The organism is Nocardia anaemiae NBRC 100462 (genome assembly GCF_001612725.1).
Classification (GTDB): Bacteria; Actinomycetota; Actinomycetes; order Mycobacteriales; family Mycobacteriaceae; genus Nocardia; species Nocardia anaemiae.
On sequence record NZ_BDAZ01000044.1, the window covers coordinates 83,680 to 108,075 of the forward strand.

Annotated in this window: 31 protein-coding genes; 23 read left to right on the plus strand and 8 right to left on the minus strand. The window is 63.2% G+C overall.

The window, feature by feature from the left end; genetic code table 11:
- Positions 1 to 101 precede the first annotated feature (101 nt).
- The 6 genes from NA5_RS24310 to NA5_RS24335 all read left to right on the plus strand — a co-directional run bounded on the left by NA5_RS24310 (position 102) and on the right by NA5_RS24335 (position 6,316).
- Positions 102 to 983 carry a Scr1 family TA system antitoxin-like transcriptional regulator gene (locus NA5_RS24310; RefSeq protein WP_062989906.1) on the plus strand — a complete coding sequence of 294 codons (882 nt, stop codon included), beginning with the start codon at positions 102 to 104 and terminating at the stop codon, positions 981 to 983.
- A complete protein-coding gene (locus NA5_RS24315; protein WP_062989908.1) occupies positions 980 to 1,351 on the plus strand; it encodes a DUF397 domain-containing protein in 372 nt (123 codons plus the stop codon). Before NA5_RS24310 ends, NA5_RS24315 begins: the two co-directional genes overlap by 4 nt.
- 530 nt (positions 1,352 to 1,881) lie before the next feature.
- Positions 1,882 to 2,235 (plus strand): effector-associated constant component EACC1, encoded by a 354-nt coding sequence (locus NA5_RS24320; RefSeq protein ID WP_062989910.1) that lies wholly within the window; start codon positions 1,882 to 1,884, stop codon positions 2,233 to 2,235.
- 5 nt (positions 2,236 to 2,240) lie between these two features.
- Positions 2,241 to 3,368, plus strand: coding sequence for a caspase, EACC1-associated type (locus NA5_RS24325; RefSeq protein WP_062989912.1), 1,128 nt, complete (start codon positions 2,241 to 2,243; stop codon positions 3,366 to 3,368).
- Positions 3,369 to 3,682: 314 nt separating this feature from the next.
- Positions 3,683 to 4,426 carry a DUF6585 family protein gene (locus tag NA5_RS24330; protein WP_062989914.1) on the plus strand — a complete coding sequence of 248 codons (744 nt, stop codon included), beginning with the start codon at positions 3,683 to 3,685 and terminating at the stop codon, positions 4,424 to 4,426.
- A 453-nt stretch (positions 4,427 to 4,879) separates the two neighbouring features.
- Positions 4,880 to 6,316 carry a hypothetical protein gene (locus tag NA5_RS24335; RefSeq protein ID WP_157110604.1) on the plus strand — a complete coding sequence of 479 codons (1,437 nt, stop codon included), beginning with the start codon at positions 4,880 to 4,882 and terminating at the stop codon, positions 6,314 to 6,316.
- 204 nt (positions 6,317 to 6,520) lie between these two features.
- Here the strand turns inward: NA5_RS24335 and NA5_RS42900 are convergent, their stop codons facing one another.
- The 3 genes from NA5_RS42900 to NA5_RS24345 form a co-directional block, all read right to left on the minus strand.
- Complete coding sequence (locus NA5_RS42900) at positions 6,521 to 6,646, minus strand: hypothetical protein (protein WP_281201751.1); 126 nt, start codon at positions 6,644 to 6,646, stop codon at positions 6,521 to 6,523.
- 320 nt (positions 6,647 to 6,966) lie between these two features.
- Entirely contained in the window at positions 6,967 to 7,647 is a 681-nt protein-coding gene (locus NA5_RS24340; RefSeq protein WP_062989918.1) for a hypothetical protein, read from the minus strand.
- Positions 7,644 to 8,078 carry a hypothetical protein gene (locus tag NA5_RS24345; RefSeq protein WP_062989920.1) on the minus strand — a complete coding sequence of 145 codons (435 nt, stop codon included), beginning with the start codon at positions 8,076 to 8,078 and terminating at the stop codon, positions 7,644 to 7,646. Before NA5_RS24345 ends, NA5_RS24340 begins: the two co-directional genes overlap by 4 nt.
- A 235-nt stretch (positions 8,079 to 8,313) precedes the next feature.
- Here NA5_RS24345 and NA5_RS24350 point away from each other — a divergent pair, with 235 nt between their 5' ends.
- A complete protein-coding gene (locus NA5_RS24350) occupies positions 8,314 to 9,066 on the plus strand; it encodes an HD domain-containing protein (protein ID WP_062989922.1) in 753 nt (250 codons plus the stop codon).
- A gap of 71 nt (positions 9,067 to 9,137) precedes the next feature.
- Here NA5_RS24350 and NA5_RS24355 read toward each other — a convergent pair whose 3' ends face one another.
- The 3 genes from NA5_RS24355 to NA5_RS24365 form a co-directional block, all read right to left on the minus strand.
- Positions 9,138 to 9,572 carry a hypothetical protein gene (locus tag NA5_RS24355; RefSeq protein WP_062989924.1) on the minus strand — a complete coding sequence of 145 codons (435 nt, stop codon included), beginning with the start codon at positions 9,570 to 9,572 and terminating at the stop codon, positions 9,138 to 9,140.
- Between the two features lie 160 nt (positions 9,573 to 9,732).
- The gene (locus NA5_RS24360; protein ID WP_062989926.1) at positions 9,733 to 10,470 is read right to left on the minus strand and encodes a DUF2786 domain-containing protein; all 738 of its coding nucleotides are present in this window, start codon (positions 10,468 to 10,470) and stop codon (positions 9,733 to 9,735) included.
- A 96-nt stretch (positions 10,471 to 10,566) separates the two neighbouring features.
- Entirely contained in the window at positions 10,567 to 11,418 is an 852-nt protein-coding gene (locus NA5_RS24365) for a hypothetical protein (protein WP_062989928.1), read from the minus strand.
- A 627-nt stretch (positions 11,419 to 12,045) separates the two neighbouring features.
- Between NA5_RS24365 and NA5_RS24370 the strand changes: the two genes are divergently transcribed.
- From NA5_RS24370 to NA5_RS24425, 12 genes are all read left to right on the plus strand, one after another.
- Positions 12,046 to 12,756 (plus strand): adenine nucleotide alpha hydrolase family protein, encoded by a 711-nt coding sequence (locus NA5_RS24370; RefSeq protein WP_062989930.1) that lies wholly within the window; start codon positions 12,046 to 12,048, stop codon positions 12,754 to 12,756.
- Complete coding sequence (locus NA5_RS24375; protein WP_062989932.1) at positions 12,743 to 13,129, plus strand: hypothetical protein; 387 nt, start codon at positions 12,743 to 12,745, stop codon at positions 13,127 to 13,129. Before NA5_RS24370 ends, NA5_RS24375 begins: the two co-directional genes overlap by 14 nt.
- Positions 13,130 to 13,474: 345 nt before the next feature.
- The gene (locus tag NA5_RS24380; RefSeq protein ID WP_062989934.1) at positions 13,475 to 13,816 is read left to right on the plus strand and encodes a P27 family phage terminase small subunit; all 342 of its coding nucleotides are present in this window, start codon (positions 13,475 to 13,477) and stop codon (positions 13,814 to 13,816) included.
- Positions 13,792 to 14,436 carry a helix-turn-helix domain-containing protein gene (locus tag NA5_RS24385; protein ID WP_062989936.1) on the plus strand — a complete coding sequence of 215 codons (645 nt, stop codon included), beginning with the start codon at positions 13,792 to 13,794 and terminating at the stop codon, positions 14,434 to 14,436. The genes NA5_RS24380 and NA5_RS24385 overlap by 25 nt, the downstream gene beginning before the upstream one ends.
- Positions 14,433 to 15,740: a PBSX family phage terminase large subunit gene (locus NA5_RS24390; protein WP_062989938.1), complete on the plus strand. Its 1,308-nt coding sequence runs from the start codon at positions 14,433 to 14,435 to the stop codon at positions 15,738 to 15,740. The genes NA5_RS24385 and NA5_RS24390 overlap by 4 nt, the downstream gene beginning before the upstream one ends.
- Entirely contained in the window at positions 15,730 to 17,304 is a 1,575-nt protein-coding gene (locus NA5_RS24395; RefSeq protein WP_062989939.1) for a phage portal protein, read from the plus strand. Before NA5_RS24390 ends, NA5_RS24395 begins: the two co-directional genes overlap by 11 nt.
- Positions 17,305 to 17,522: 218 nt before the next feature.
- A complete protein-coding gene (locus tag NA5_RS24400; protein ID WP_062989941.1) occupies positions 17,523 to 18,044 on the plus strand; it encodes a hypothetical protein in 522 nt (173 codons plus the stop codon).
- 9 nt (positions 18,045 to 18,053) lie between these two features.
- Positions 18,054 to 19,121: a major capsid protein gene (locus tag NA5_RS24405; protein ID WP_063813548.1), complete on the plus strand. Its 1,068-nt coding sequence runs from the start codon at positions 18,054 to 18,056 to the stop codon at positions 19,119 to 19,121.
- Positions 19,118 to 19,522 (plus strand): hypothetical protein, encoded by a 405-nt coding sequence (locus NA5_RS24410; RefSeq protein WP_157110606.1) that lies wholly within the window; start codon positions 19,118 to 19,120, stop codon positions 19,520 to 19,522. Before NA5_RS24405 ends, NA5_RS24410 begins: the two co-directional genes overlap by 4 nt.
- The gene (locus NA5_RS24415) at positions 19,522 to 19,878 is read left to right on the plus strand and encodes a hypothetical protein (protein ID WP_062989945.1); all 357 of its coding nucleotides are present in this window, start codon (positions 19,522 to 19,524) and stop codon (positions 19,876 to 19,878) included. The genes NA5_RS24410 and NA5_RS24415 overlap by 1 nt, the downstream gene beginning before the upstream one ends.
- Before the next feature lie 19 nt (positions 19,879 to 19,897).
- Positions 19,898 to 20,194 carry a hypothetical protein gene (locus NA5_RS24420; RefSeq protein ID WP_062989947.1) on the plus strand — a complete coding sequence of 99 codons (297 nt, stop codon included), beginning with the start codon at positions 19,898 to 19,900 and terminating at the stop codon, positions 20,192 to 20,194.
- Positions 20,194 to 20,571, plus strand: a complete 378-nt coding sequence (locus tag NA5_RS24425) for a phage tail termination protein (protein ID WP_062989949.1) — start codon at positions 20,194 to 20,196, stop codon at positions 20,569 to 20,571. The genes NA5_RS24420 and NA5_RS24425 overlap by 1 nt, the downstream gene beginning before the upstream one ends.
- A 469-nt stretch (positions 20,572 to 21,040) precedes the next feature.
- Here the strand turns inward: NA5_RS24425 and rnc are convergent, their stop codons facing one another.
- Positions 21,041 to 21,724, minus strand: coding sequence for a ribonuclease III (gene rnc, locus NA5_RS24430; RefSeq protein WP_062989951.1), 684 nt, complete (start codon positions 21,722 to 21,724; stop codon positions 21,041 to 21,043).
- 275 nt (positions 21,725 to 21,999) lie between these two features.
- Positions 22,000 to 22,215: a hypothetical protein gene (locus NA5_RS40600; protein ID WP_157110607.1), complete on the minus strand. Its 216-nt coding sequence runs from the start codon at positions 22,213 to 22,215 to the stop codon at positions 22,000 to 22,002.
- Positions 22,216 to 22,429: 214 nt separating this feature from the next.
- Here NA5_RS40600 and NA5_RS24435 point away from each other — a divergent pair, with 214 nt between their 5' ends.
- From NA5_RS24435 to NA5_RS24450, 4 genes are all read left to right on the plus strand, one after another.
- Complete coding sequence (locus NA5_RS24435) at positions 22,430 to 22,729, plus strand: hypothetical protein (RefSeq protein ID WP_157110608.1); 300 nt, start codon at positions 22,430 to 22,432, stop codon at positions 22,727 to 22,729.
- A 72-nt stretch (positions 22,730 to 22,801) separates the two neighbouring features.
- A complete protein-coding gene (locus NA5_RS24440) occupies positions 22,802 to 23,527 on the plus strand; it encodes a phage tail tube protein (RefSeq protein WP_062989955.1) in 726 nt (241 codons plus the stop codon).
- A gap of 1 nt (position 23,528) precedes the next feature.
- Positions 23,529 to 23,933 (plus strand): hypothetical protein, encoded by a 405-nt coding sequence (locus tag NA5_RS24445; protein WP_062989957.1) that lies wholly within the window; start codon positions 23,529 to 23,531, stop codon positions 23,931 to 23,933.
- 8 nt (positions 23,934 to 23,941) lie between these two features.
- The gene (locus tag NA5_RS24450; protein WP_062989959.1) at positions 23,942 to 24,385 is read left to right on the plus strand and encodes a hypothetical protein; all 444 of its coding nucleotides are present in this window, start codon (positions 23,942 to 23,944) and stop codon (positions 24,383 to 24,385) included.
- Positions 24,386 to 24,396 lie beyond the last annotated feature (11 nt).

Genomic DNA, 24,396 nt, shown 5'->3' on the forward strand with positions numbered 1-24,396 from the left:
TCTGAAGATAACTTGTAACAGTTACAGACGCAATGCTGGATGCTGTACTGGTTTGTTCCTGGTTGAGGTATCGTGCTGGCCACAACGAAAGGAGTTCGCCAATGGCACCCGTATCACCGGTTGTGGCGAGCTGGGAGCTGACGCTTCGGCTCCGCGAACGGCGTGAGCAGCTTGGGATCGATATGAAGACGATCGTTACAGAGGTCGGGCTTTCGCGTGGCTACTGGGTTTTGATCGAGGGCGATCGCCGAATTCCTGCCGAGGACAAGCTGGATATGCTGATGACGGTCTTCGAATTCGACGCCGATGAGCGCAATGAACTCATTGCGTTACGGTCTGCGGCGAAGGAGCGCGGCTGGTGGTCGAAGTTCTCGGCGTTGTTCGGCCCGGAACTATTGCGCTTCTACGGTATGGAGTACGGGGCCGAGCGTGTCCGGACCTACGAGAGTGTGCTGATGCCGGGGCTACTCCAGTCCGAGGAGTACGTGCGCGCGTTGATGGTCGCCGGAGTGGCCACGGTACTGCCCGTCGAGGTCGAGCAACGTGTCGAAGTCCGAATGCGTCGCCAACATCGGCTCGAAGGAGAAGATCCGATGAAGCTATCGGCTGTGATCGGTGAGGCTGCCCTGGTTCAACAGATCGGTGGCCCAGGTGTCCTCTACCGGCAGCTGCTTCATCTCGCTGACCTGATCGAAACGCATCAAGACACGATCGACGTTCGGCTGATGCCGTTCACCGCCACTGAACGCTCGATCTTCAGCGGCGCGACGTTCCACCTTATCGATTTCGCGAATCCTCGTCTGCCAACGCTCGGCTGGCATGAGTCCTCGGTCATGGGTGAGTTGCTCGAGGATCGGGACAAGGAGACGCGGGTCCGCGATCTCGGTGTGATCCACGACAGAGCAATGGCCCAAGCGATGGGTCGAGAAGCCACGCTGGACCGGATTCGGGCGATTGCCGGTGGGCTAGAGTCATTGGTATGAGCGGGTCGAATTTCGCGGGTACTACAGGCTGGTTCAAGTCTTCTCGGTCGTCGGAAACGCAGTCGTGTGTCGAAGTGAAGTTCGACGGCGACCTTGTGCTCATCCGTGACAGCAAGTACCTCCACGATCCGGCGAACGACCCCACAGCGCAGCCCACGATTGCAATCGTGGCCGAGGACTGGAACGCATTCCTTCGGGCAGCAAACGGGATGGAGCCGGACGCGTGGCGTGACCTGCCGATCATCACTCGCCATGGTTCCGGCGAAGTGACTGTGCATGCCGCCGACGGCACCACACTCACTTACACAGCCGCCGAGTGGGTTGCGTTCGTCGCAGGTGTCCGCGACGGAGAGTTCGCCGCAGCCTGAGACCACTGGTAGCGCTGTAGGGTCTCAGAATAGTGGCCAAAGCGCAGGATGATTGGCCACGGCTTGGCTAGTTGGGCCACGATTTCGAGATTCTGCTCCCTGCGCTGACCAGTTGGCGGATGATCGTCGCCAGTTGCGGTCCAGTGCAGGAGGATTCGGTTGGCGGGTGAGGCAAGAGTCGCTGGCCACTACGTGAGACAAACAGAAACGACCATGTCAATCAACCGGTAGACGCGAATTTTGAGACCCTACATGCGTGTAGAACCTCAGTTCGCGTGTCCGAATCTCAGCGGGCCTGTCCACATGTTGGCTATTGAGCTGAGATTCCGGAGTCGCCAACGACGTTGGATGTTGTTACGGGGTTGTGGGCATTCCGCCACATCAACGGCGCGCATGACTCGTTCCGCGTTCGCGAAGGCACATGATCGTGACCCAGATGGGTTCTGAGACGGGAGATTCCACCCTGGCCAGCCTCGGTGCTGGCCTGTGGCACCCTTGGTGTCACTGTGAGGTATCGGGAAGGGGCGCGTGTGGAGGTGCGGATTCAGCTGGCCGGCGATAACGCCGCTGCGGCACTGGTCGAGTTGAAGCAGTGGTTGAGCCGAGAGGATGAGTTGTCTGGCCGCCTCTCGGCGGTCACGCGGGCGCCGTTGCCCGGACAGATGGGGGGAATCACCGATGTGTTGATCGTCGTGCTGGGCGCCCAGGGCGCGGGCGCGGCGCTCGTCTCGTCACTGTCGGTGTGGATTCGTCACCGCCGCCCCTCGGTGGAGATCGAGTTGACCAATAGCGACGGACGTTCTGCCAAGCTGTCGTTGAGGGACACTCCACCTTCTGAGGTGTCCGAGATCATCCGGCAGATCGTGGAGCACGAGAGGAACTAGTCGACATGGGCGCCCGGCCGGGTCCATTCGAAGACGACTTCGACCGATACGTGGTGGACTCCAACGTGCGAATGCCCGATCCTCAGCACTCTCGTGCGGTGTTGTTAGGTTCGAGCAGGTTCGACGACCCAGGCTTGGCGGACTTGCCAGCAGTGGAAAAGAACCTCGCAGACGTCGCAGAGATCATGACAAGTCGATCGGGAACGGGCCTGATCGCCGGCAACTGCACACTTCTTCTCGATAAGGACCAAGCCACGATCGGTCGGAAACTGAGCGCGGCTATCAGCGACGCCGACGACACCTTATTGGTCTACTACGCAGGGCATGGTCTGATCGGACCAAATGCCGACCTCTACTTGTCGCTCCCGGAAACGAGCAGGGAACTCGTCGCCTGGACCGCGCTCGATTTCGCCCGGCTCCGCAGCGAACTGGCCGCAGCGCGCGCCCGCAACAAGGTCTTGATCCTCGATTGCTGCTTCTCCGGATTGGCCATCGGTGCCATGAGCGACCGGAACGCGTTGGTGCGAGGACAAATCGAGGTACGCGGTACATGCGTACTGGCCTCATCACCGGCGAACAGCCCCTCTTACTCGCCAGCCGACGAGCCAAACACGGCTTACACCGGAGAGTTGGTCAAGCTCCTGCGAGAAGGGCCCGACGACGACGTCGAATTCGTCACTCTGACACGAATCCACGAACATTTGACGCGAGCCATGCGTCGCCGCGGTCTGCCATCCCCGGAGTCCTCTAATACGCGAACTATCGGTAATCTCGCCCTGGCACGAAACCCGAGAAGACGCCACCCCAGACAACAATCGAAAGTAAGCCCGGCACCATCGCGGATCCGATTGACACACACAGCGCATCGGCACCCGCGATCCGACCACGGTGGTCGACGGTACTATCTGATCCGCGTCGCGCTCGAAGGACTGCACGGCAGTGACCTCGATCGGGTGTCGGCGGTGACCTACCACCTGCACGAAACATTTCAGCCCAGCGAGCGAACCGTCACGGATCGTGCCACCGACTTCGGCCTGGAATTAGTCGCATGGGGTGCATTCGATGTCACCGCCGACGTCCAATTTCGTGACGGCGATACTCGGCTCCGCCTGAGACGACATCTCCAGATTTGAGCAGTCATATCTTTGAGATTCCACTTCCTCCACCTACGGGTTGGTGGCCAGTCGCCAGTTGCGTTCCAGGACAGTAGGATTCGGGCTAGAGGGCGCATACCTTGGCGATCTTCCGTTCGAAAGCTGTGTATGTGTGTCTCCTGGCCGGGCAGGCGATCACCGCCGCTCGGATAAGCTGTGAGCCCGCGGGGCTATCGCGACATGGACCTTGGGATGACGACGCCCGATCGCTGTGCGTCTGCGACCGCCCTATGGGCGGCTGATAGCTTATGAATTGTGTTACAGTGCAGTCTGTTTCGCCGTACGGGGAGAATATGAGCGACATCACCAGCATTCCTGTCGAGGTCGCGCACGCTGTCGATGCAGCCGGCCTAGGGCAGCTGATCGCCGCATTCCCGGAATCTTCCGACGCGACCGGCTCCGGGGTGACCGCAGCTCTGATGCGGGCATCGCACAAGGCGAGCAATGATGACCGCAATGGGGTGTTCGTCTACCAGAACGGCGTGATCTGGCAGCGTCGCCGCAAGAATAAACACAGCGTCGACGGCTGGGAAACCGAACGGCTGGATCAGTTCCGCTGGGCCGACATCGCGGAGTTCACCCAATCATCGCACCGTACGGTTACGGCCAGCGGATTCACCACAACCACGCACAGTTTCTGGTTTACCCTGCGGGACGGCCGGAGGTTCGACATCTCGCGGGATGGACAGCACAGCAGCAAAGTTGCCTGTTTCAGCGGGCTGGAACGTTTCGCTGCGACGGTTGACCCGCTGGTCACGGCGGCGCAGATCCCGCTCGCCGAGCAGGCGTTGCAACGCGGCGAGAAAGTCGGCTGCGGCCTGCTGTCCGTAGACGTCAACGGCGTGTATTGGGCACGCAATTTCCTGGCATGGCCGGATCTCGAAGAAATGGCATTCTCCAACGGTTCCGTGGTAATACGGAAACGCGGCAAGCGGCGGAAGTGGATCGCCGTGTCGACCTCCCGGGTCGCGAATCTCAGTCTCTTGCTTGCTATTACCCGCGCCCTCGGCGCTCAGCACGGTGCACGCTTGCCCTGACGCCCGGCCCTGCGCAGCCGATCCCCACCGCCGAACGCGTGACATGCGGGAGAAGCGGATGGTCGACCGCCTCGGCCCGTGGTTATCTCGCCGATACCGATTCTCGAGGAATGGCTCGAGAAATGAAACTGTCGTCAGTGGCCACCGTCCGAGACAACTCGAACACCCGCAGGTCAGAACGGCGGAAGTGGCCACAACTTCTGGGATCCTAAAGCTCCAGGGTTGTAGACGCTTTTAGGGTTGCAACGGCGTCGGCCGACATATCGCCCACAGTCGAATCCACGACGGCGAGACTGATCGATGTCCCGGCGACGTGAACGCCGACAGCCCTGAGCGCCCACCGCCAAACCAACCGCTAATCCCCGAGCACCCTCACCTGCAAAGGTTTACGATCCCGACCACGTTCGTCGAATTCGGACCGTGTCGCTACGGCTGGGTGTGACGATGGACGCTATGACGGACATGGCCCAACAGTTGCTGAACCGCTGGCGCAGCCCCAGTTTGCGTCAGCAGGTCATCCAGGCTGCCTTGACAGGGACGGAACTAGTTGCGTCGCAGCAACGCCCAACTGAACCGGAGTCAAGCAACCAGATCGATGGTGAGCTGATCTACGAGGCGCTATCTGGCAAGTATGGGCCACTTCACCATCGGGGCTTGCTCCTGACGGGGCTTTATGTGAAGGGTGATCTCGACTTGTCACGCCTCGCCTGGACAGGCGAGCTAGCACTTCAGCAGTGCCATATAGAGGGCGACATCGACCTGGCAGGCGCTAGGCCGGTCGGTGATGTCAATCTCGAAGGATCGTGGCTCCAAACACTGAATATTCGTAGCGCGGTCATAGATGGAAACCTAATTATGCGCGGAGGTTTCCACGCAAAGCGCGGTATATATGGCATAGGGGCCACTATCACTGCAGCGTTCAATCTACGCGATGGTTCCGTGAGTGCGCCGGAAGAAAAAGCTGGAACGATGGCCATTGAGATCTTTCGGGCGAAGATCGGCGATATGTTCCTTCAGAACTCAATGGTCGACGGTGGCATGTACGCGGTAGGCATGACGGTAGCTCGCCACGTTCGATTGTACGGTGCCACTTTCCGCTCCAGAGCGAGTATGGGCTGGCAGTACGCCGACAACCTATTCGATGGTGCACTTGCGCTCGCGAGCACAAACATCAAAGGAACATTGTACCTTTCGTCTCCATCTATAGAGAGCTTCTCGGCAGACGGTGAATGTAATCTTCGCATGGTCTCATGCACGCAGTTATCGATCAGCAAGGATATTCTCACTCGGTACGAATTCGCGCTCGAAGGCATGACCTACACGCGGCTGATGAACATCCAGCCGAACGACTTTCTAGAAGCGTTGGGTACCGTTCGCCCGTTTTCCCCCCGAAGTTACGTCCAACTGGCAACGTACTGCACCTCTGTGGGTGACCTACCGTGCCGGCGGCGGGCGCTAATTGAGCTGGAAAAACGCTTGACCAGGGAACTGCCGAGGATGTCGCCGACTCGATGGTCACGCGCCGCGTACGGACTGCTAGTCGGTTATGGCTATTCCGCATGGCTAGCCATTATTTGGCTAGCATTGGTAACCGTGCTGGCGACAGTTATTCTGCACTACGGGGGCGCGATATTTGCACCAAAACCGCCTGCGGGGACGTTACCGGGCGGAGCGGTAAATCTCGGATGGTCGAGCTCCTTACGTGTCGTGATAGATAGCTTTCTCCCATTTGCATCGCTAGGAATGAAGGATTCATGGGTGGCAGCACCGTCAGATTGGGGACAATGGGCATGGATGTTCATTTTCCTCCTGCTCCGCTTTCTGGCCTGGGGCCTCGCCGCGCTAGCGCTCCTGTCATTTACGGGTGTCGTGAGGAATCCGAGGGCATAGAAGGCGACGGTCGCGACGTGTTGGGACCAATCGCTGTCAGGCCGCAGTGAACAACAGCCCTGCCAGAGCAGTTCTCCCATGGCGGAACCACTCTTTGTACGGAATATGCAGTTAGAGTAGAGCGGCGTCGAGGGCCTTGCGGGGCGAGGCCGAGGTCTTCCCAATCGGGAATCCGGCAGTCGGGTTCGGTGAGGTCGGACCAGTTCAGGTCCGCATGAGCGGGCACCACAGCTGATCGTTGACTGTCGTGTCGACTTGCTCGGGAAATGCCCCTTCGATCGTCTCGGTGACCAGTGGCTGGGTGATCAGCTGAGTGTCTGGCGTCGCCACGCAAGTCCGAAGTGCACCCTGGCCGACCTACCCGAACTGCTGTCGTAGAGGGCAATTCGAGCGCCGTTGACCTGGCCAGATCTCTGTCTTGTCGAAACTCTCCCACATGTTCCGCGCTGGTACACCATGGCAACGCAGGGTATGTCAATTGCCTGGTTGCGGCCCTTGCACCGGGTGCTTGTGGACAGCTAGCGTCGGTTTCGCGCCAGTAGTGTGCCGAAATCCCCTTCCGCTGCTGACGTTTCGTTCAACAGGACCCCCGACGGTATGGCCTTTCCACCCCTCGCCATCGTCGGGGGTTCTGTCGTTCTCCCGCCTTACTACTCCGGTTCTGGAGGTTCCTCGTGAGTTACGGTCCCAGCCTTGTCATCTGGCTTCAGGTCCTCGAGTTTCTCGGCAACCTGATCGGTTCGATCATCGGCGCTCCGCCGCCGTGATCGTTGCTGGCATCCGCAATCGCACGCGCACGGCTGGGGGTTCAGCATCCACCGGCGCGGTCGGACCGATCCCGGGCATTCGTCGTGCCGGTCCAGCGCGCACAACAGGCTCAGGCCCTCGGGCCTGGTTTCGTGGGTGAGATCGAAAGCGACAACGCCGATCTCGATTCCTCGATCCAGGAAGTAGGACAGCTTCCATCCTTCGCGGGTCAACTCTTTGATCCCCAGCATCGAGTAGGTCGACCACTGTGGGTCGATGCCCTGCTCAAGATAGGCCGCCAGATCGGTGTCCTCGGGGTATTCCAGTGGTGTCGGACTGATTCCGAGACCTGCGACGAAGTCGAACTTGCCCCGTCGACGGATCTCCTGCAGACCGAGGCCCGGCCACAACGGCAGAGCCGTGCTCACGGCTGGGTGCCAAGTCATTTCGTGGATCGCCGTGTTGAGGTTGGCGCGGAAGGCATCCGGTTCGCTGTAGCGGCGGTATCCGGTTCCCCAGTACCGCCAGCCGTGTTCGATCCGGTCGCGCCGCCACACCCCCTCGGGTAATTCGTCGACGCTCATGCGCGCCCCCAAACGGTCGCGACGTGACAGGTGTCGGGCGCGGCAGGGCGGGTGTCCCACCAGTGGATGTCTCCGCCTGCCGGGTCGATGAAGTAGGCCCATCCGATCAGCGGATGCGTGCGAGCATCGTCGAGGTTGTAGCCGTGCATGGGCGGTCCGATGGTGTAGGAGAAGCCGTAGCCCTCGATCACCTTGCCCTTGTGTAAAGGAACGCCGAGGTTGGTTTCGGCGTCGCCTTCATCGAGCTCGGGCCACAGATACGCCCACCCGTAGCGGCGTCGCGCGAGGGTGGCCAGGACGGTCTCGATGCCGTCGCGGGCCACCAGCTGCCCCAGGCGGGGCAACATCGCTTGCGGGTTGCCATCGACGTGGATGTAGACGCCGGTGGCTTTCTCGCCGCCGAGTCTGCCCACGATGCATGGGTCGCTCATCGTTGTGTCTCCCGTAGATGTGGTGAAACAAATCCGAGGCCCGGCCAGGTGCTAGCTGGCCGGGACCCGGCCCGCGAACGTGTTGTTCGCGGAACCTGCTGCGGTGCAGCAGGAGTCATGAAGTGCCGTCCGATGTGACGGCCTTGATCCATTGGATGAGTCCAGCTCTCCAGCTGATTTGTGGTCTTCAGACCTGCGAGCGGGCGAGCTCGCCTGCCACCTCAAGGAGGCGCATATGGCTGCTCCAGCTGGGCTCGACTGGGCTTGGGCGCAGAACACCGGCGGCAATCTCACCAGCGCACAGCGCCGTCAGCTGACCGGGGTGATGCTCGGCATGATGCCAGGGCTGGTGATCGATGCCCTGCGAGCACGGACCGGCTACCGTGGCTCCGCGCGGCTCGAGTTGGCCGACGCGCGTCTGCCTGACACGAAACTTGTGCGCGAAGCGGAGCGCGAAGCCCGCACGGTGTTGTCACCGACGCTGCTCGAGCACTCCTATCGCACGTATTGGTTCGCTCGGGTGCTGGCTGCCGTCGATGGTGCCGACTACGACGACGAACTCGCGTACGCGTCGTGTCTGCTGCACGACATAGCGCTCGAACATCCCACTGCGGGTTGCTGTTTCGCCGTCACCGGTGCCCGCCGCGCCATCGCGATCACCCTTGCAGCCGGTGAGGCGCCAGCGCGGGCACAAGACCTCGCTGCGGCAATAGCCGGGCACATGACCCCCGGCGCCAGCGCCGATCTGTCGGACCCGGCCGGGTTCGTCGCGGCCGGAACATCGCTGGAACTGACCGGTGCCCGCCTGTCGGAATTCGATCCCGCCTGGGTGCGAGAGCTATTGGGCCTACATCCTCGATTGGGGTTCAAACAGGCTGCGGTGCAGGCCATCCGGGCAGAGTCGGCTGCCGTGCCGCGAGGCCGCACAGCATGGTTGGCGGCGTGGGGATTCGAATTGCTTATCACCGCCTCCGCATTCCCCGAATAGCTGGCCAGACGACGAGAGCGCCGACCCGTGCTAGCGGGATCGGCGCTCTCGTCGTCACACATTCACCTCGTTCAGCGCGGGCGATACACCCACACTGCGGGGCTATCCATCACCAGCATTGCCAGCTCAGGCGCGGTCGCGGGCCGGAACAGCCCGCCACCGATCGCCTGAAAACCGGTGCTGTGTGCTGCGGCGCCCCACCCCTCGGGGCGATGTTCCCACAGCGCAGTGACATCGCGTTTGTCCAGGCGCGGTCGACCGAACTCGTTGACCGGAGTACCCATCAGCGTGATCCGCGGGTTCCCGTCGACCACGAGCTGGCTGAGGTTGACCTCCCACCCCGACAGCATCAGTGCCGAGATCAGATCCGCGAAACCGAGACTGGTTTCGGTCAGCAGGTCGGAGATGATCGACCTACCGCCGTTACCCTCACACGAGACGACCTCGCCACAGCCCGCGCACCGCAATTCGATGCTCTCCCGGCACGGCGTGCGTTCCTCACTCAATTGATCCGTTTCCTTCCCTTGAAACCCCACGGTGTTGCACCGCGGGGAGCAGAACGGGCGAGAACGACGTCTCGCCGTAGTCATTTCGCTGTTTGGCGTTCCGGTTGCCTGTTTCGCTGGGATCCCCGGCCACCACAATGTGATGGCCGGGGATGATCGGTTACGAGCCGAGGGCTCGCCTGCCTCCCGCGACGCGGGTGTGTCCGACATCAGCGGCGTTGGCGCTGCGGATACCGGCATCGAACCCGGCACCGCTGTTGCGGTGCGCGACAGAGCGTTTGACCGTTTTCGGCCACTTCTTGTTGAACGCGGCCTGCGTGCGTTGCTCGTCCTCGCGGATTGCCACCTCGGCCGGTTTGCCCGCATCGCGGATCGCGTTGGCTTCGGCCTCGGCGAGCCGCTGATGGACCATGGCCGCGAACCCGCCCATGAACGACTGACGTTCACGAACAACAGCGGCATGATCGAACGGGTCATCCGGCACGTACTTGCCTGTCGCGGACAGCATTTGCGGCGTCAGCAGGCTGTACAAGAACCGGGCTCGTTCGACGTTGCGGCGCACACCGATAATCCGCTGCACACCGCTACCGCAGTCGACGCCCCTGTTGTGCAGCGCGTTGTTCACCGCGGCGAGCAACAAGATCCGCTGCTCCCGGTACCGGACCGGGATGTCGAAGCGCACGACGATGATCTGATTGTCGCGCGCCGACTGCCCGCTCTGCTGGCCGGAGGCCCGTACCCGCATCTCATCGAGGTTGTGCTTGGCCAGCAGTTCGTAAGCTTTCGCCCGGAACGTGTCGGCCTCAGCCTGGTTGTCGGTGCCATCCGCCTTGGCGAAAAGCCCGCGCACCCGCCGCATGATCTTCTCGGTGGATATCGAATCCTGCTCGGATTCCATGGTTTTCCTCTCCCGGAGCTGATTGGATGAGTGGAGCCCGGCTCGAGACAGTTACGGCCTGTCTCGAACCGGGCCTTCGACCGGCAAGGCCGGTTGTCAGGCGGCCACGCCTTCGTCGATCACTTCTTCCTCCACGCCTGCGGCGGCGTCCTCGGTGTCGAGGCCACTGCCGCCGGGATCGGGTTCCACCGATTCCTGCTCGTCCTCCGCCTCTTGGTCGGGGGCCGGGGCAGGGTCCTGCGGTGGTGGTGTCGAACCGCTGGGCAGCCCTTTGGATTCCGGGTCGATGGTGGGTTCCGGGGCAGCCGTCTCCGGCTTGTTCTCGGTGCCCTCCTCCGGTGTCGGCCTGGCCTGCGCTTTCGAGCTGGTCTTGCCGGTGCTCCGCTTGCCCTTGCCAGCAGGCTTGGGCGCAGCCTCTTCTTCGTCGATGGGTGCGAGCACCCATTCGGCGAGGTTGCGACCGACATATTCGGTCAGCTGCTCGGCGGTGCGGTTCTGGAATCCGGTGCCGTCCGGGCGGCTGTAACCGCACAGCTCAGCGACCTGCACCCACCCGATGTCGGTGCGGTGATGCCATGTCGCAGTGACGATCTTGCGGTTGCGCAGGGCCTGTCCATCGGCGTCGACGGGGGTCCCGACGACGGTGACCGTCGGCCGACCGTCGACGACCTTCTGCAAGGTCTGCGACTGCCAGCCACAAAGGAACAACGCACCCATCAGATTCGCGTAACCCGAATCGTCATAGAGCAGAGCCGATCCCAGGAATGGGTCGTTCTCCTCCGGTGCGATCCGGGAGCCACACGTGCCGCAGAACGGATTCTGCTTGCCCTGCACCGGTTCCGGCGTCGGGTCGGCCTTGCGCGGCTCGCCCTGATTGGGCTGAGCCTTGCTCGGCGCGGCCGTCTTCGGGCCGGTGCTGCGCGTGCGGGTGCTCTTGCGAGTGGACATGTATTCTCCCAGTTGAACAACTATGGCCAATAGTTGGCCATAGGAACGAAAAAGACAGAAATATCCTGTCTTGCATGAGTTCACACTGTGGAATTGTCAAAACGGCATGCGGGAGCCACGCGAGCGGGTAAAACTGCGTGCGACTTCCCCCGTAATTTGGCATAGCTCCGCTGTCACCGGAATGCCGAATTCACCCAGAAGACGATATGAATAAACCGTACCAATAGGCTGATTGTTGGGGCGACCCTACCGAAAGTCAGTGGTAGGTGCCCAGTGGTGAATGAAGTCTGATAAAGCACTTCCACACCCAAGAAATCACACTCAACTCTGATGTGCAAGTGGTGAATTCAAATCATCTCAAAAAGTCTGCCAAATCCCTGTATGGTCTGGGATTGCTCAGAGGTAGGTCTATGTGCCACCAAGGGCAATTTGGGCTGCAAAATGGCTCAGAGGGCTAACTGTGTGGGTGTGCTGGGTCTGTAGTGGGTGGCATCTAGCCTGCCCATTGAGCCCTGCCTCCCAGGGCTGCACAGGAACTCATGCAGAGTGAGGATTTCATATGACATCAGGTTCACCCTGGCACAGTGCCGGCCGACCACCTGATCTATCCAGGACAGGGGAACGCCGGTGATCAGCCTTCCCGGATATCCCACCTCCACCCAGCTGCTGGATGGGCTCGCCGAAGCCGGTAAGCCGGTGATCCTCAACTTCAGCCGCGGCAAGGACTCCGTCGCCGTATGGCTCGAACTGGCCGACCGCGATATCCAGGTGATCCCGATCCACAAGTCCATCGTCCCGGGCCTGGGTTTCATCCGCGACGACCTCGACCGCTACGAGCAGTATTTCGGGACCAGGATCATCGATCTGCCCGCGGATGCGTTCTGGAGGATGTTGTCCAACTTGGTGTTTCAACCACCGGAGCGGTGCGCGATCATCGAGGCCGCCGACCTGTGGGTACCCACCCGTGAGGAATGGGATCAGCTGATGCGCGAGGCGTTCGCTACCCCGGACACCTGGATCCTCGACGGTGTCCGCGCGGCCGACTCCGCAACCCGGATGCTCGCGATCAAACGGTGGGGAGCGGTCAAGCACCGCACCCGGCGCCAGTCCCCGATCTGGGACTGGGAAACCAAGGAAGTTTGGGCGCGGATCAAACAAGGTGGGGTCGAACTCGGCCCCGATTACCGGATGTTCAAACGGTCCCTCGACGGCATCCGCTACGACTATCTGGGCCCGATCCGTACCCACTACCCCGACGACTACCTGACGATTCTGTCGTGGTTTCCACTCGCCGATCTCGAAATCTTCCGTGCGGAGGTCATGAATGCCGCTCCCTGATGACGTCCTCGCCATCCTGAAAGCTGGAAAATCGAAAGTCAAAGCGTCCCGCGAAGATATCGCCGACGCATTGCGACGCCAGCCGCACCCCGATCCGCTCGCCGAGGTCCGCGACTTTTCGACGGGCAACCTCGAGGCCGATGTGAAAGCTGAACTCGACGCCCTTGGCAAAGGTTTGTCCGGAGCGAGTAAGCAGTGGGCCGAGAAATTCGCCGCTATGAATGACTCCGAATTCTGGGTCGCGGTCTGCTTCCGGACCCGCGAGCAGAAAGACGAGTTCCTTCGAAAGGCCGAGCTGATCGAACTCGGCGACAAATATCTCGACGGAGAAAAAGTAGCCCGAATCCTGGGCGTCGAACTCGACGGACAGTAACCGCGACCGTTGATCGCACGAAGGCCCCGGCAGATGTCAAGAGCTTTCTGTCGGGGCTTTCTTGTGCCACCAACAATCCTTCGGGAGGGAGGTAGGAAATGAATCGCTTCGCAGCAGCAGGTCGCCGCCTGGGCACCGTGATCCGCGCCGCCGGACAGCGGGCCCGCAGCAGGATCGCCGGGTCACGTGGCGCGGCCTCCACCTCCGGCTCATAACCCCCGACCGCGGTGGCCCCGCCAGTCGGGGCCACCACGCCCGCGCTTGGTGTGCACGATGCTCTGCTGCCGGAGTACGACCAGCGCCTCACGCAGGTGGGGAGATATCGCACCGAGGAGGTGACCCGATATGGCTGCACCGGACTATCCGGTGATCTCGCTGCGTCACCGGACGCAGCCGATGTCGGTGTCGGCGTGGAAGACCGATCCGCCGCCGTGGCTGACCGAGCAGGCCCGCGTCCTGTGGGAGCAGCTCGCACCTCATACGGAGCTGAATCCGGCCAACGTGGTCGAGTTCGCGTGCTACTGCGAGGCATTGGCGGAGTTCCAGGAAGCGACGGTCATCCTTGGCGAGACCGGGTTGCTGGTGATCGATGCCGCCTCCGGCGCGCCGGTACCCAACCCGATCAGCGCGGTACGCGACCGCGCCGACCGCAAGATCGCTGCGTGGGCGGCCCGGTTCCGCTCCTGATGGCCCGACCGAAAAGGACCGACCCGCCCCGTCCGCGCACCGCTGCCCGGGGCGGGGGATCCCGACCCGGCAAGATCACCGATGCCGACCGGCAGCGCATTGTCGAGCTGCACGCACAAGGTAAGGGCCGCAACGAGATCGCCGATATCCTCGGGGTCACGCGCAGCGCCATCACCTATTGGGCCCGCAAGCTCGAGCTGCGCTTCGACGAATCCCAGACCGCCGAGGCGAGTGCCGCGCGCCTCGAGCAGCTCAAGCGCCGCCGCTTGGATCTGGCGGAGATGATCGAGCAACAGATCCCCGCGTTGCACCAACGGTTGTGGAGTCCGGTCACCACCTACGAGCGCGGCGTGGACTCACTGATCCCGGTGACGTTGCCGCTACCACCGCTGCGTGATGTCCGCGACGGCTACACCGCCCTGTCACTAGCTCTGCGCAGTCTGTCGGACCTGCTGACCAGCCAGAGCAATGACACCGTCGCAGGTGACCGCTCGATGCTGGCAGATCTGTTCGGCAAACTCACCGCCGCCGTCGAGGCCGACCAAGCCAGCGACGATCCAGCCGAGGACGCCCTGGTCGGCGATCTGGGCGGTGAGGACGAACTGGGGCCGCCGCAGTGAGCGTGCTCGATGAACTGCCGATCTCCCGCAAACAAGCAGTGTCAATCGTGCAGGCCAGCGCCCGCTGCAACATCTGGGAAGGCGCGATCCGCAGCGGAAAGACGATCGCCTCGATTCTGTGCTGGCTGATCTTCCTGTCGAACCCACCCAGCGGTGGGCAGTTCGTCATGGTCGGGCGCACCCGGGAATCACTGGCCCGCAACGTCATCGAACCCATGCGTGACCCCGCCCTGTTCGGGCACCTCGCCGGGCGGGTGTCCTACACCCTGGGCGCACCGACCGCGACCATCCTCGGCCGCCGCGTCTACATGCTCGGCGCCAGCGACGCCAAAGCCGAAATGTCGCTGCGTGGACTGACTGTGGCCGGGGCCTACGTCGATGAGATCACCGTCATCCGCCCGGACTTCTTCCGCCAACTACTCGGTCGCATGAGCCTCGACGACGCCCGCCTGTTCGGCTCCACGAACCCCGACAACCCGGTGCACTGGCTCAAACGGGAGTTCCTCGATCGCATCGACAAGCTCGACGCCGACGGCGAGCAGCTATTGCCGGATTGGCGGACATGGCATTTCGAGCTCGATGACAACCCCGCCCTGTCGGAGAAACGTAAACTTCAGTACAAGCGGGAGTACTCGGGTCTGTGGTACCGCCGCTTCATTTTGGGCCACTGGGTTGCCGCGGACGGCAGCGTGTTCGACTCCTGGACCGACCAGCACGTCATCGACTGGGCGGCACTGCCGTTGATGCGCAAGCTGATCGCGATAGGCATCGACTACGGCACCACCAACCCCACCCACGCCGTGCTCCTGGGCCTCGGAGTCGACGGTGTCCTCTACGCCGTCGACGAATACCGGTACGAACCAACGACCATGAGCAGGCGCAAGACCGACGCCGAACTATCGGCCGACCTGCGCGCGTGGCTGGCCGAAGCTCACCTACCGGATCTGCGCCAGTCCCGCATGCGCGCCGAGCACGTGATCGCCGACCCATCGGCCGCGTCGCTGCGGGTACAGCTCGACGCCGACGGCATCGAAACCGCGGCCGCCGACAACGACGTCCTCTACGGGCTACGAGTTTTGGCGATGCTGTTCGCCCGTGGCCTGCTTCGGATCTCCACCCGCTGCCCAGCGCTGTTGCTGGAGATCCCCGGCTACTCGTGGTCGACCACCGCGACCGAGGAAGGCCAGGACGCACCCATCAAAGTCAACGACCACGGCATCGACGCCCTGCGGTATGCGGTGATCACCACCGAACGGTTGTGGCGTCCGCTGATCGGATTCGACGAGGTGCCTGATGCTGCCTGACGCGAATATCTCCTGGCCGCCACCACCATTCGACCAAGCACACAAGGCCATGGCGGTGTGGGATGCCTGGTACACAGGCGACACCGACCGCCTCACCGATATCTACCGCCGCTACCCGGCGTATCGGCCCGCCCAGTTCTCCGGCGGTCTCGTCGGGCGCATCGCCCGATTCTTCTGGGGCCGCCCCAACCCACAAGCGGCCAAACGGCTGCACGTTCCGCTGGCCGCGGACCTCACGCGCGGCTCGTCGAGTCTGCTGTTCTCCCAACCTCCGCGGTTCGTCATCGGTGAGGACGACGCCCGCGGGGACCGCAAAACCGCCCAAGCCCGCCTGGAGCTGCTGCTCGGCGGAGCCGACACCGCCGCCACCTTGCTCGAGGCCGGCGAACTCGCCTCTGTGTTCGGCGGGGTGTATCTGCGGGCATGGTGGGACCAGACCATCAGCGACCACGTCAACATCGCGAAGATGGCGGCCGACTGCGCGGTCCCGTCCTGGCGCTACGACCGCCTTGTCGGGGTTACGTTTTGGCAGGTCGTCGCCGAAGACAAGTCCAATGGTGTGGTGTGGCGACACCTCGAGCATCACGCGCCTGGCCGCATCTACCACGGCCTCTACCTCGGCGGCCGTGATCGGCTCGGGCAGCGCCGCCCGCTGATCGAGCACCCCGACACCGCTTGGGCCGCACCACTTGTCGACTCCGAATCCGCCATCACCACCGGCGTGAACACCCTCACCGCACGCTATGTGCCGAACCTGCGGTTCAACCGAATCTGGCGCCACACCCCAGGACTCGCACAACTGGGACGGTCGGACCTCGAAGGCCAGGAACCGCTCCTGGACGCCCTGGATGAGACATGGTCGGCGTGGATGCGCGATATCGACCTCGGACGCAGCCGGTTGTTCGTCGACAAATCCGTCACCCAGACCCGCGGCCCCGGCTCTGGTGCGGTCTTCGACTCCGAACAAGCCATCTATACCGCCCTACCAGGTGCGGCGTTGGGCAGCCTCAAGGACGGAAGCCCGCCGATCATCCCGCAGCAGTTCACCATCCGCTGGCAAGAACACCGCGAAACCGCCACCGAGATCACCGAACTCATCCTGCGCGGCGCCGGTCTATCCGCCTCCACCTTCGGCGACGCCCGCACCGCCGGACTTGTCACCGCCACCGAGGTCAACTCCCGCGACAAACTCTCCGAAGCCACCCGCGACCAGAAAATCAACTACTGGAAAGCCGAACTCGCCCCACTCGCGCGGACTATCACCGAACTCGACCGCATCCACTTCGGCAGCCGAATCGAACTCAAAGCCAACCCTGAAGTGCGCTGGCCCGTCCGCGCGCAAGCTCCGCCGCTCGAGACAGCTCAACGGCTCGCCGCCCTCAAGACCACGGACCTGATCTCCACCGAACAGGCTGTGCGCGAACGCAACCCGAACTGGTCCGGTGACGACGTCAACGACGAAGTCGACCGCATCCGCGGTGAAGTCGAAGGACGCATCCGCAGCCAGGCGACACGGCCGAACCTCATCGAAACACCCGCGGCCACACGCTATTCCGCAACCTGATCCGAATGAGCCCGGATTCCGTCGCGCTCGAACAGTTTCAGTAACCGAAACGCGCATTCATCGCTGTGAGGAAGCAACCTATGCCCGACGAACCCACACCGCCAACTGAGGCAAGCGATCCGCCTCCACAACTGGATCCAGCCCCGCCGAGCGAACAAGCCCCGCAGCGGCCTGCATCAGACCCGCCCGAGGACCTGGACCCTGTTGCGCTGTCGGCAGTGATCGCTGAACTGCGCCGCGACCTGGAAGACGCTCGCAACGGTGCTACGGCCGCGCTCGATCAGGCGGCCCAGGAAGCCCGCGACGCCATGGTGCAGGAGATCGGGCGCGCTCTCGGTTTGGTCGCCGATGAGAACACCGATCCCGAGCAGGTCATCGCCGAACTCACCGACCGCGCCAGCGCCTCGGACCGCAAGCTGCGCGACTACCGCATCAAAGACGCCATTGCCTCGGCCGCCGACACTCACCACGGCGACCACAAGCTGTTGGTCCCTTACCTGCGTGGGCTCGGCGTTCTCGACGAACTCGACGCGGACGCAACTGATTTCACTACTCAAGTCGACGCGTTGGTTGCCGACGCCATCACCACCAACCCGAAACTCGCCAACACCCCGCCGGTTCCACGCTCGGGTGGGGAGTTCAGCGCAGCCAACGCCACCCCACCTGCCCCGGCTGTGGAGGACGACATCGAGGCCATCCGCCGCAAAGTCCGTGACTCGATCGCCGACTCGCGCACCTAGGAGACCGCCGTGCCCAACATCTTCCTCACCCCCGACATCCTGGCGCGTCGCGGCTTGGCCAACCTATATGAGCTGACCGTCATGCTGCCGCTGGTCTACCGCGACGTCTCCAGCGACTTCGGGCCACAAAAGGTCGGTAACACCGTCAACGTCAAACGGCCCCCGCGCTTCGAAGCCACCACCTTCGACCGCGCCCGAGGGATCGTCATCCAGGACACCACCGAATCCAAGATCCCCGTCGTCCTGGACACCATCGCGGACGTCTCCGTCGAAGTCACCAGCGAGGAACTCACCCTAGACATCGAAAGCTTCGACGAACAGATCCTGCGCCCCGCCATGGAAGCGATCTCCCAGAAGGTCGACCGCGACATCCTGTCGCTGCGCAGCCAAGTCACCCAGCACTGCGGAGCCGAACCCATGGAAGCCGGCACCGGCCGCGCGTGGGAGAACCCCGAGAACCTGATCGAGGCTGGACGCCTGCTCGACATCAACAGCGTCCCCGCACCCGGGCGGCGCGCTGTGGTCGGTCCGACCACGAAGGCACGCTGGCTCGGCAAACCACTGCTGCTGCACGCCGACAAATCCAATTCCACTGCGGCGCTGCGGCAGGGCTCCATCGGGCAGCAGATCGTCGGCTTCGACGCCTTCTGGACCCAGAACGTCGGCCAGCCCGCACCCAACCCGGCACCGGGCGATCCGAGCACCGAGGTCGGAGTCGCTTTCCACTCGACCGCTTTCGCTTTCGCGTCCGCACCGATGGAGCTACCGCCCGGCGCCGACGTGTACACCGTCGAATACAAGGGCCTGTCGATGCGTGTGGCCATGGACTACGACATCCGGCACAAGACCACCGTGATCTCCGTCGACACCCTCTACGGCGTCACATGCCTCGACCCCGCCCGCGCTGTCCTGCTCAAGGGCCCCAACGCCACCACCGCACCCGCACCGGCACCCGCCCCGAATCCGACACCCACTCCGGACGCGGGCACCAGCCCGGCGAGTGAAACCGGCGCCGCGACCGGGAAGCGCACCGTCGCAGGCAAAGACGCCACCAAGGCTGGAACAGCGGACGCGTGATGCTCGTCTACGCCACCCCCGCTGACCTCACCGGCCGTCTCGACCCCATCCCCAGCAACGCCACAGCCCTGATCGCGGCGGCCTCCACCCGTATCCGCGATATCACCAGCAACGACCTCTACGACATCACCCCCGCGGGCCTGCCTGCCGATGATGACCTGCGCGAAGCGCTTCGCGAGGCAACCCGTTTGCAAGTCATCGCATGGGTGGACGCCGGAATCGATCCCTCGACCGCCGGACTACGGACAGTAGTCGCCAGCCAGAGCGCCGACGGCGGATCGGTCACCTACAGCCGCCCCGACCCCGCCACGATCCAGCGGGCAGCCGAACGCCTGTGCCACGAAGCCGTTCTCGTGCTCCGCAACGCAGGATTGGCCAGCGGGCGACCACTCATCTGCTGATGACCACACCGGACTACCCGTACGGGGTGATGCTCGAGATTTACCGCGAAGGCGAACCCGACGCCTACGGCGACCTGCGCGACGAACACGGTCAACTCCTCGACCGCTACGCCCACCCCAGCCACACCATCGGCCCCTGCGCGATCTCCTGGAACACCAGCGAGGAATACATCGACGGCGAAACCATCGAAATCGCAGCCCAAGTCACCGCACCGCTCGGCTCCGATGTCCTGCCCACCGACCGGGTGAAAGTCGATGGCGAACCGTTCCGAATCGTCGGCGCGATCCTGACTCCGCGCAACCCATTCACCAGTTGGTCACCCGGCAGACGACTCCGCCTGAGCCGTGGATTCTAAAACCACCGTAGGAGGTTTCGTGGACTACGACCCCACCGGCAACACCCTCGACCTCGCTATCGACGTCGGCGAGGACACCCGCGAGATTCTGCAACACATCGTCGAGGTCGGCGCGGACTACTGGCGCACCCGATCCCACCGACGCACCGGCCGCAACGCCACCTCCGTCATCGGCTATGTCGACCCAGGTGAAGGGCAGCAATTCGGCGTGGTCTACGCCTACACCCATTACGCCCGCTACCGCGAAGAAGGCACCCGACACAACGCCGCCGAACACGTCATGGCCGACTTCGTACACATGATCGAGGGCCTGTGATGCCCGCCTACCCGAACGTGCACGAAGTGCTCATCACGCTGCTGACACCGATCGCGCCGACGGTCAAGACGAAGCGGCAAGGACAACCATTGCCCTACAACCTCGTTCGCCGCATCGGTGGCGCCGAAGACGGCGTCACCGACCGACCTATCGTGCGCGTCGACAACTACGCCAGCACCGACGAACAGGCCGAACGCATGAAAGAAGCCTGTCGCCAACGCATCACCGAATCCGGATGCACCCTCGTCGATGGTGTTCTGATCGACACCGCTCGCGAGATCACCGGTGGCCAAGACACTTCCATGCCCGATCCCAGCGACCACAAACAAACAGCTGTCTACCAGTTGTCATTTCGGTCGTTGCAGCCAGACCGTTGAAGTGTTCTGGCGCATACATCGTGATCAACGCAGTAGCGGTTCGTGAACGCCGTCTGCGGGATACGGCATCCCTGACGTAATCATGGTCGCGGCGACGTCGAAGGACCTTCAGCCGCGCTCAGCGCACGGTGGATGCGTGATCGCCGGGTCGCGCGAGCGTTGAGCAGCAGCCGCAAGACGGTTATCGCGCGGCGGGCTCGAAGTTCACCCGTGAACAAGGAGACGACCGTCGCGAGAAGGATCGCGAAGGCATCAATCGACGTGCGTAGGACAACCGAGACGGCAAAGGCTACCGAGGTGATCGACAACAGGGCCATAGGCGCAGACATCAGCGTTGTTCTCCTGGCATGCGAAGAAACAACGCCAGCTGCGCGGAGCTCTACAACAGTGGCCGTGTAACGGCCACCCCCACAGAGAAGAGACAGATGGCGAGGACAACGCCGATTATCGCATCCTGGCGTCGGCTCGGCTAGCCCAGATTCGCGCCGCCCAGCGTGATACAAGCCTGTTGCGCGGCATACTGCTGAGCCTGCTTCTTGCTACCGCCCTCTCCTTCACCGACGACCGCGCCACCCACCAAGACCGTGGCAGTAAAACGCCGCTCATGCTGCGGCCCTCGATCCCACACCGTGTACTGCGGCATACCCAGTTGCCGGCTTGCCGTCAGCTCCTGCAGGTTCGTCTTCCAATCCGGACCACCGCCGGGGTCCTGCGTCGCCGCTGCAATCGCCCGCTCGAACCATGCTGCGACCAACCGCGATGCGGTATCGATGCCGTGCTGCAGATAGACGGCACCGACGATCGCCTTCAACGCACCGGCGAGGATGCTGTCCTTGTCTCGCCCGCCGGTAGCGGCTTCACCACGACCCAGCCGTATGTATCGCCCCAAGCCGCCGGGCACGCAACGGCGCGCGACATCAGCGACCGAATGCATGTTGATCACCGCCGTACGCAGCTTCTCCAGCTGGCCCTCCTGGAGGTGACTATTTCTGTCATACAACACCTCGGAGACTCCCAGTGACACCATGGCACTGCCGAGGAACTCCAGACGCTCACTGTCGACCTGTCCGGCGTGCTCGTACGCGAAGGAACGATGGGTTAATGCTTGCAGCACCAGGGCTGCATCGATCACCAACCCAGTCGCATCGGCCACCGCGGCAACACCATCCCGCCGATCACCTGGTCGCACCGCGCCCCCTCCGGTCTGCGTGCTATGCGATCATGCCACGCTCGATGATGGGGCAAAAGTATCCCGAGACTCCAACGCCACGGCCTGCGGCGACCGAGTCAATCGCTTGTTTACGCCAGAACCAAACGGCGAGCGGCCCGTCGCCGCTCGGTGCTCGCCGCGTCTTGTCCAACAGCTCGTAGCAGGCGATGATCTGCCACGGCTTTTGCGCGGTCTCCGAGTCCGGATCTGGCCGTCGCTCAGGAAGTTTCGACACCTCGTAGTCGACGAGCGCAGGCAGTCGACGAGCGCAGGCAGTCGACGAGCGCAAGCAGTAGCGTCCGCACCACCGTATTCGCACCCGGTTTGACGTATGCGACATCGCGTGGCCACGAGAAGGTGACAGGCACCTCGACCGGTTGTCCCGCCGGAAAGCCCCCAGCGACGTCGACTTGGCTCGGCTCCCGATCAGTCATCGATGCACCTCAAATGCCCACCTGCTAGGCGACGAAGTCGCGCAGCCACACCGCACCAAGCGGGACCGGACTCTGGAATCGGATCGGACACACCGAGATCCAGCCGGTCGCCCACCCAGTACTCCCTACCGACAAAGGAGGGACCGCCATGTCGATATGGCACATCACGATCACCAACCAGGGTGATCACCTCGAAGAAATAAGGAGAACCGTTATGGCACAGCAAGACACCATCGACGCTCTGGCCACCCAGCTGGACAAGGCGCGCGGGGAAATCGTCGCCGAGATCGGCCGCCTGGAAGACCTGGTCGCATCCGGTGGCGGTGAACAGCTGGACTTCACCGCGCTCAAGCAGCGGGTCCAGGCCCTCGACGACGTGGTCGCCGACGCCTTGGCACCCGGTGGTGAACAGCCACAGAACCCGCAGGAGCCGGGCACCGAACAGCCCACCCCGGCGCCGGGTTCGGAGGAGCCCGCCCCCGCCCCAGGAACAGATCCGGCCGAAGCGGCCTGACCATCGCCGCCGCTGCCGCCCACCCGCTGAGGTGGGAGGCAACGGCGCGTTCGCGGGAGTGAGGGATTCCTGATGGCCGTAGCCACCTTCGAGCAGATCGTCAACGCGAACAAGGATCTGCTGTTCAAACCGCTCAAAGGGGCGGTGCTTGTCGCGCCGATGACCGTTGAAGTGCCGATCGCGTTCACCGCGGGGGCGTCGGCGAAGTTCCAGTCGCTGGAGGGGTATTCGTCGCTCGGATTGATCGACAAATCCGGTGGGCCGCAGTTCCGGCCCGAGCAGCAGCTCTCGGAAACCGAGAGCTGGGGCTGGCTCGAACCGACGCGCTCGGACATCGTCAAACGCGACATGAGCGTCGGGTTCACCGCCCAAGAGTTCAAACGCCCAGTGCTGGAACTGGTTTCGGGTCGCAGCCTCGCCGATGTGAAGGCCGACGCGGTGACCAAGGAACTGTCGTGGAACGAGCCGGTCTCCCCAGACACAATCCACTACCGGGTCATCTTCTTGTTCGTCGACGGTGTCGGCGCGCGCGAGAAATGGGTGCTGCGGGTGATGCCACGCGCCAGCGTGACCGAGGTCGGTCAGCAGCAATGGAACGCCGAACAGGTCGCGTCGTGGCCGATCACGGTCAAGGCCACCGTCGATGACAAGCTCGGCTACTCGATGCGCAACGTCCTGTGCGGTCCCGGCGTCGGTGACCTCGTGATCCCGATGGGCTTCACCATCGCCACCCCACCCGCGACACCACCGCCCGCAGGCGCCAGCGGGACCGCGGGCACACCACAGAAGGTGGCATAAAGTGGCGAACTCGGCGAGACGGCGCAAACCGCGCCGCAAGAACCCCGACACCAACACGCCGGCGAAGTCGACCTGGTTGCAGATGCGCGACGAAGCCAGAGCAACCCGGCGACGGAAACGCAAGCGCCCCTACATGTTCGACGGCACCACACCTGCGACACCGATCCACGAACCCGACACGGTGTGGCAGGTGCTCACCTTGGCGGCACTGCTGGACGGGCAGGACATGCCCGCAGGGCGGATCCGGGAGTTGTTCGAGGCGTTATGTGGGGACGGGTTCGAAGCGGTGTGGGCGGTGGTGAAAGACGAACCCGCCGAGGTGTTGTGGCCGTTGTTCGATGCCATCAACACCCACTTCAACTCCCTGCCAGACCCGAAACAGGCAGGTGATCTACCGGGGGGCTGAGCGGCCTCGTGCTGCTCATCGAGGACTTCGGTGAGCAGATCGAGGCCGACCTGTTCACCCGAGGCTGGGACCTCCTGGACTACATGCGTGGCGAACGCCCATGGTCACAGCTGATCCGGCTGCTCCGCCGGATGCCGATGTGGTCGCACTACCAAGCCGCCCTGCTGATGGACCCCGAGCTTGGGGAACTGCGCGCTCAGCAAGAGGTTGAGGAAGACACCGAGCCGCAACCGCTTTCACCGCTGCATTACGACCTGCCCGCATTGCTGGCGTTGCGGCATATCGAGATCACCAAGGAACTAATCCGCGTCGTCGCCTCGGTGTTCGCCGACAGCCCCGCCGCACCCCTACCGCCGGAGCCGCGTCCGACCACTGCCGAGGCGCAGGCGCGTGCGCGTGCCGACCGGGACCAGGTCCTGGATGTCCTTGCCCGGTTGGGGGTTCAGGTGTAGGAAAGGCGGTG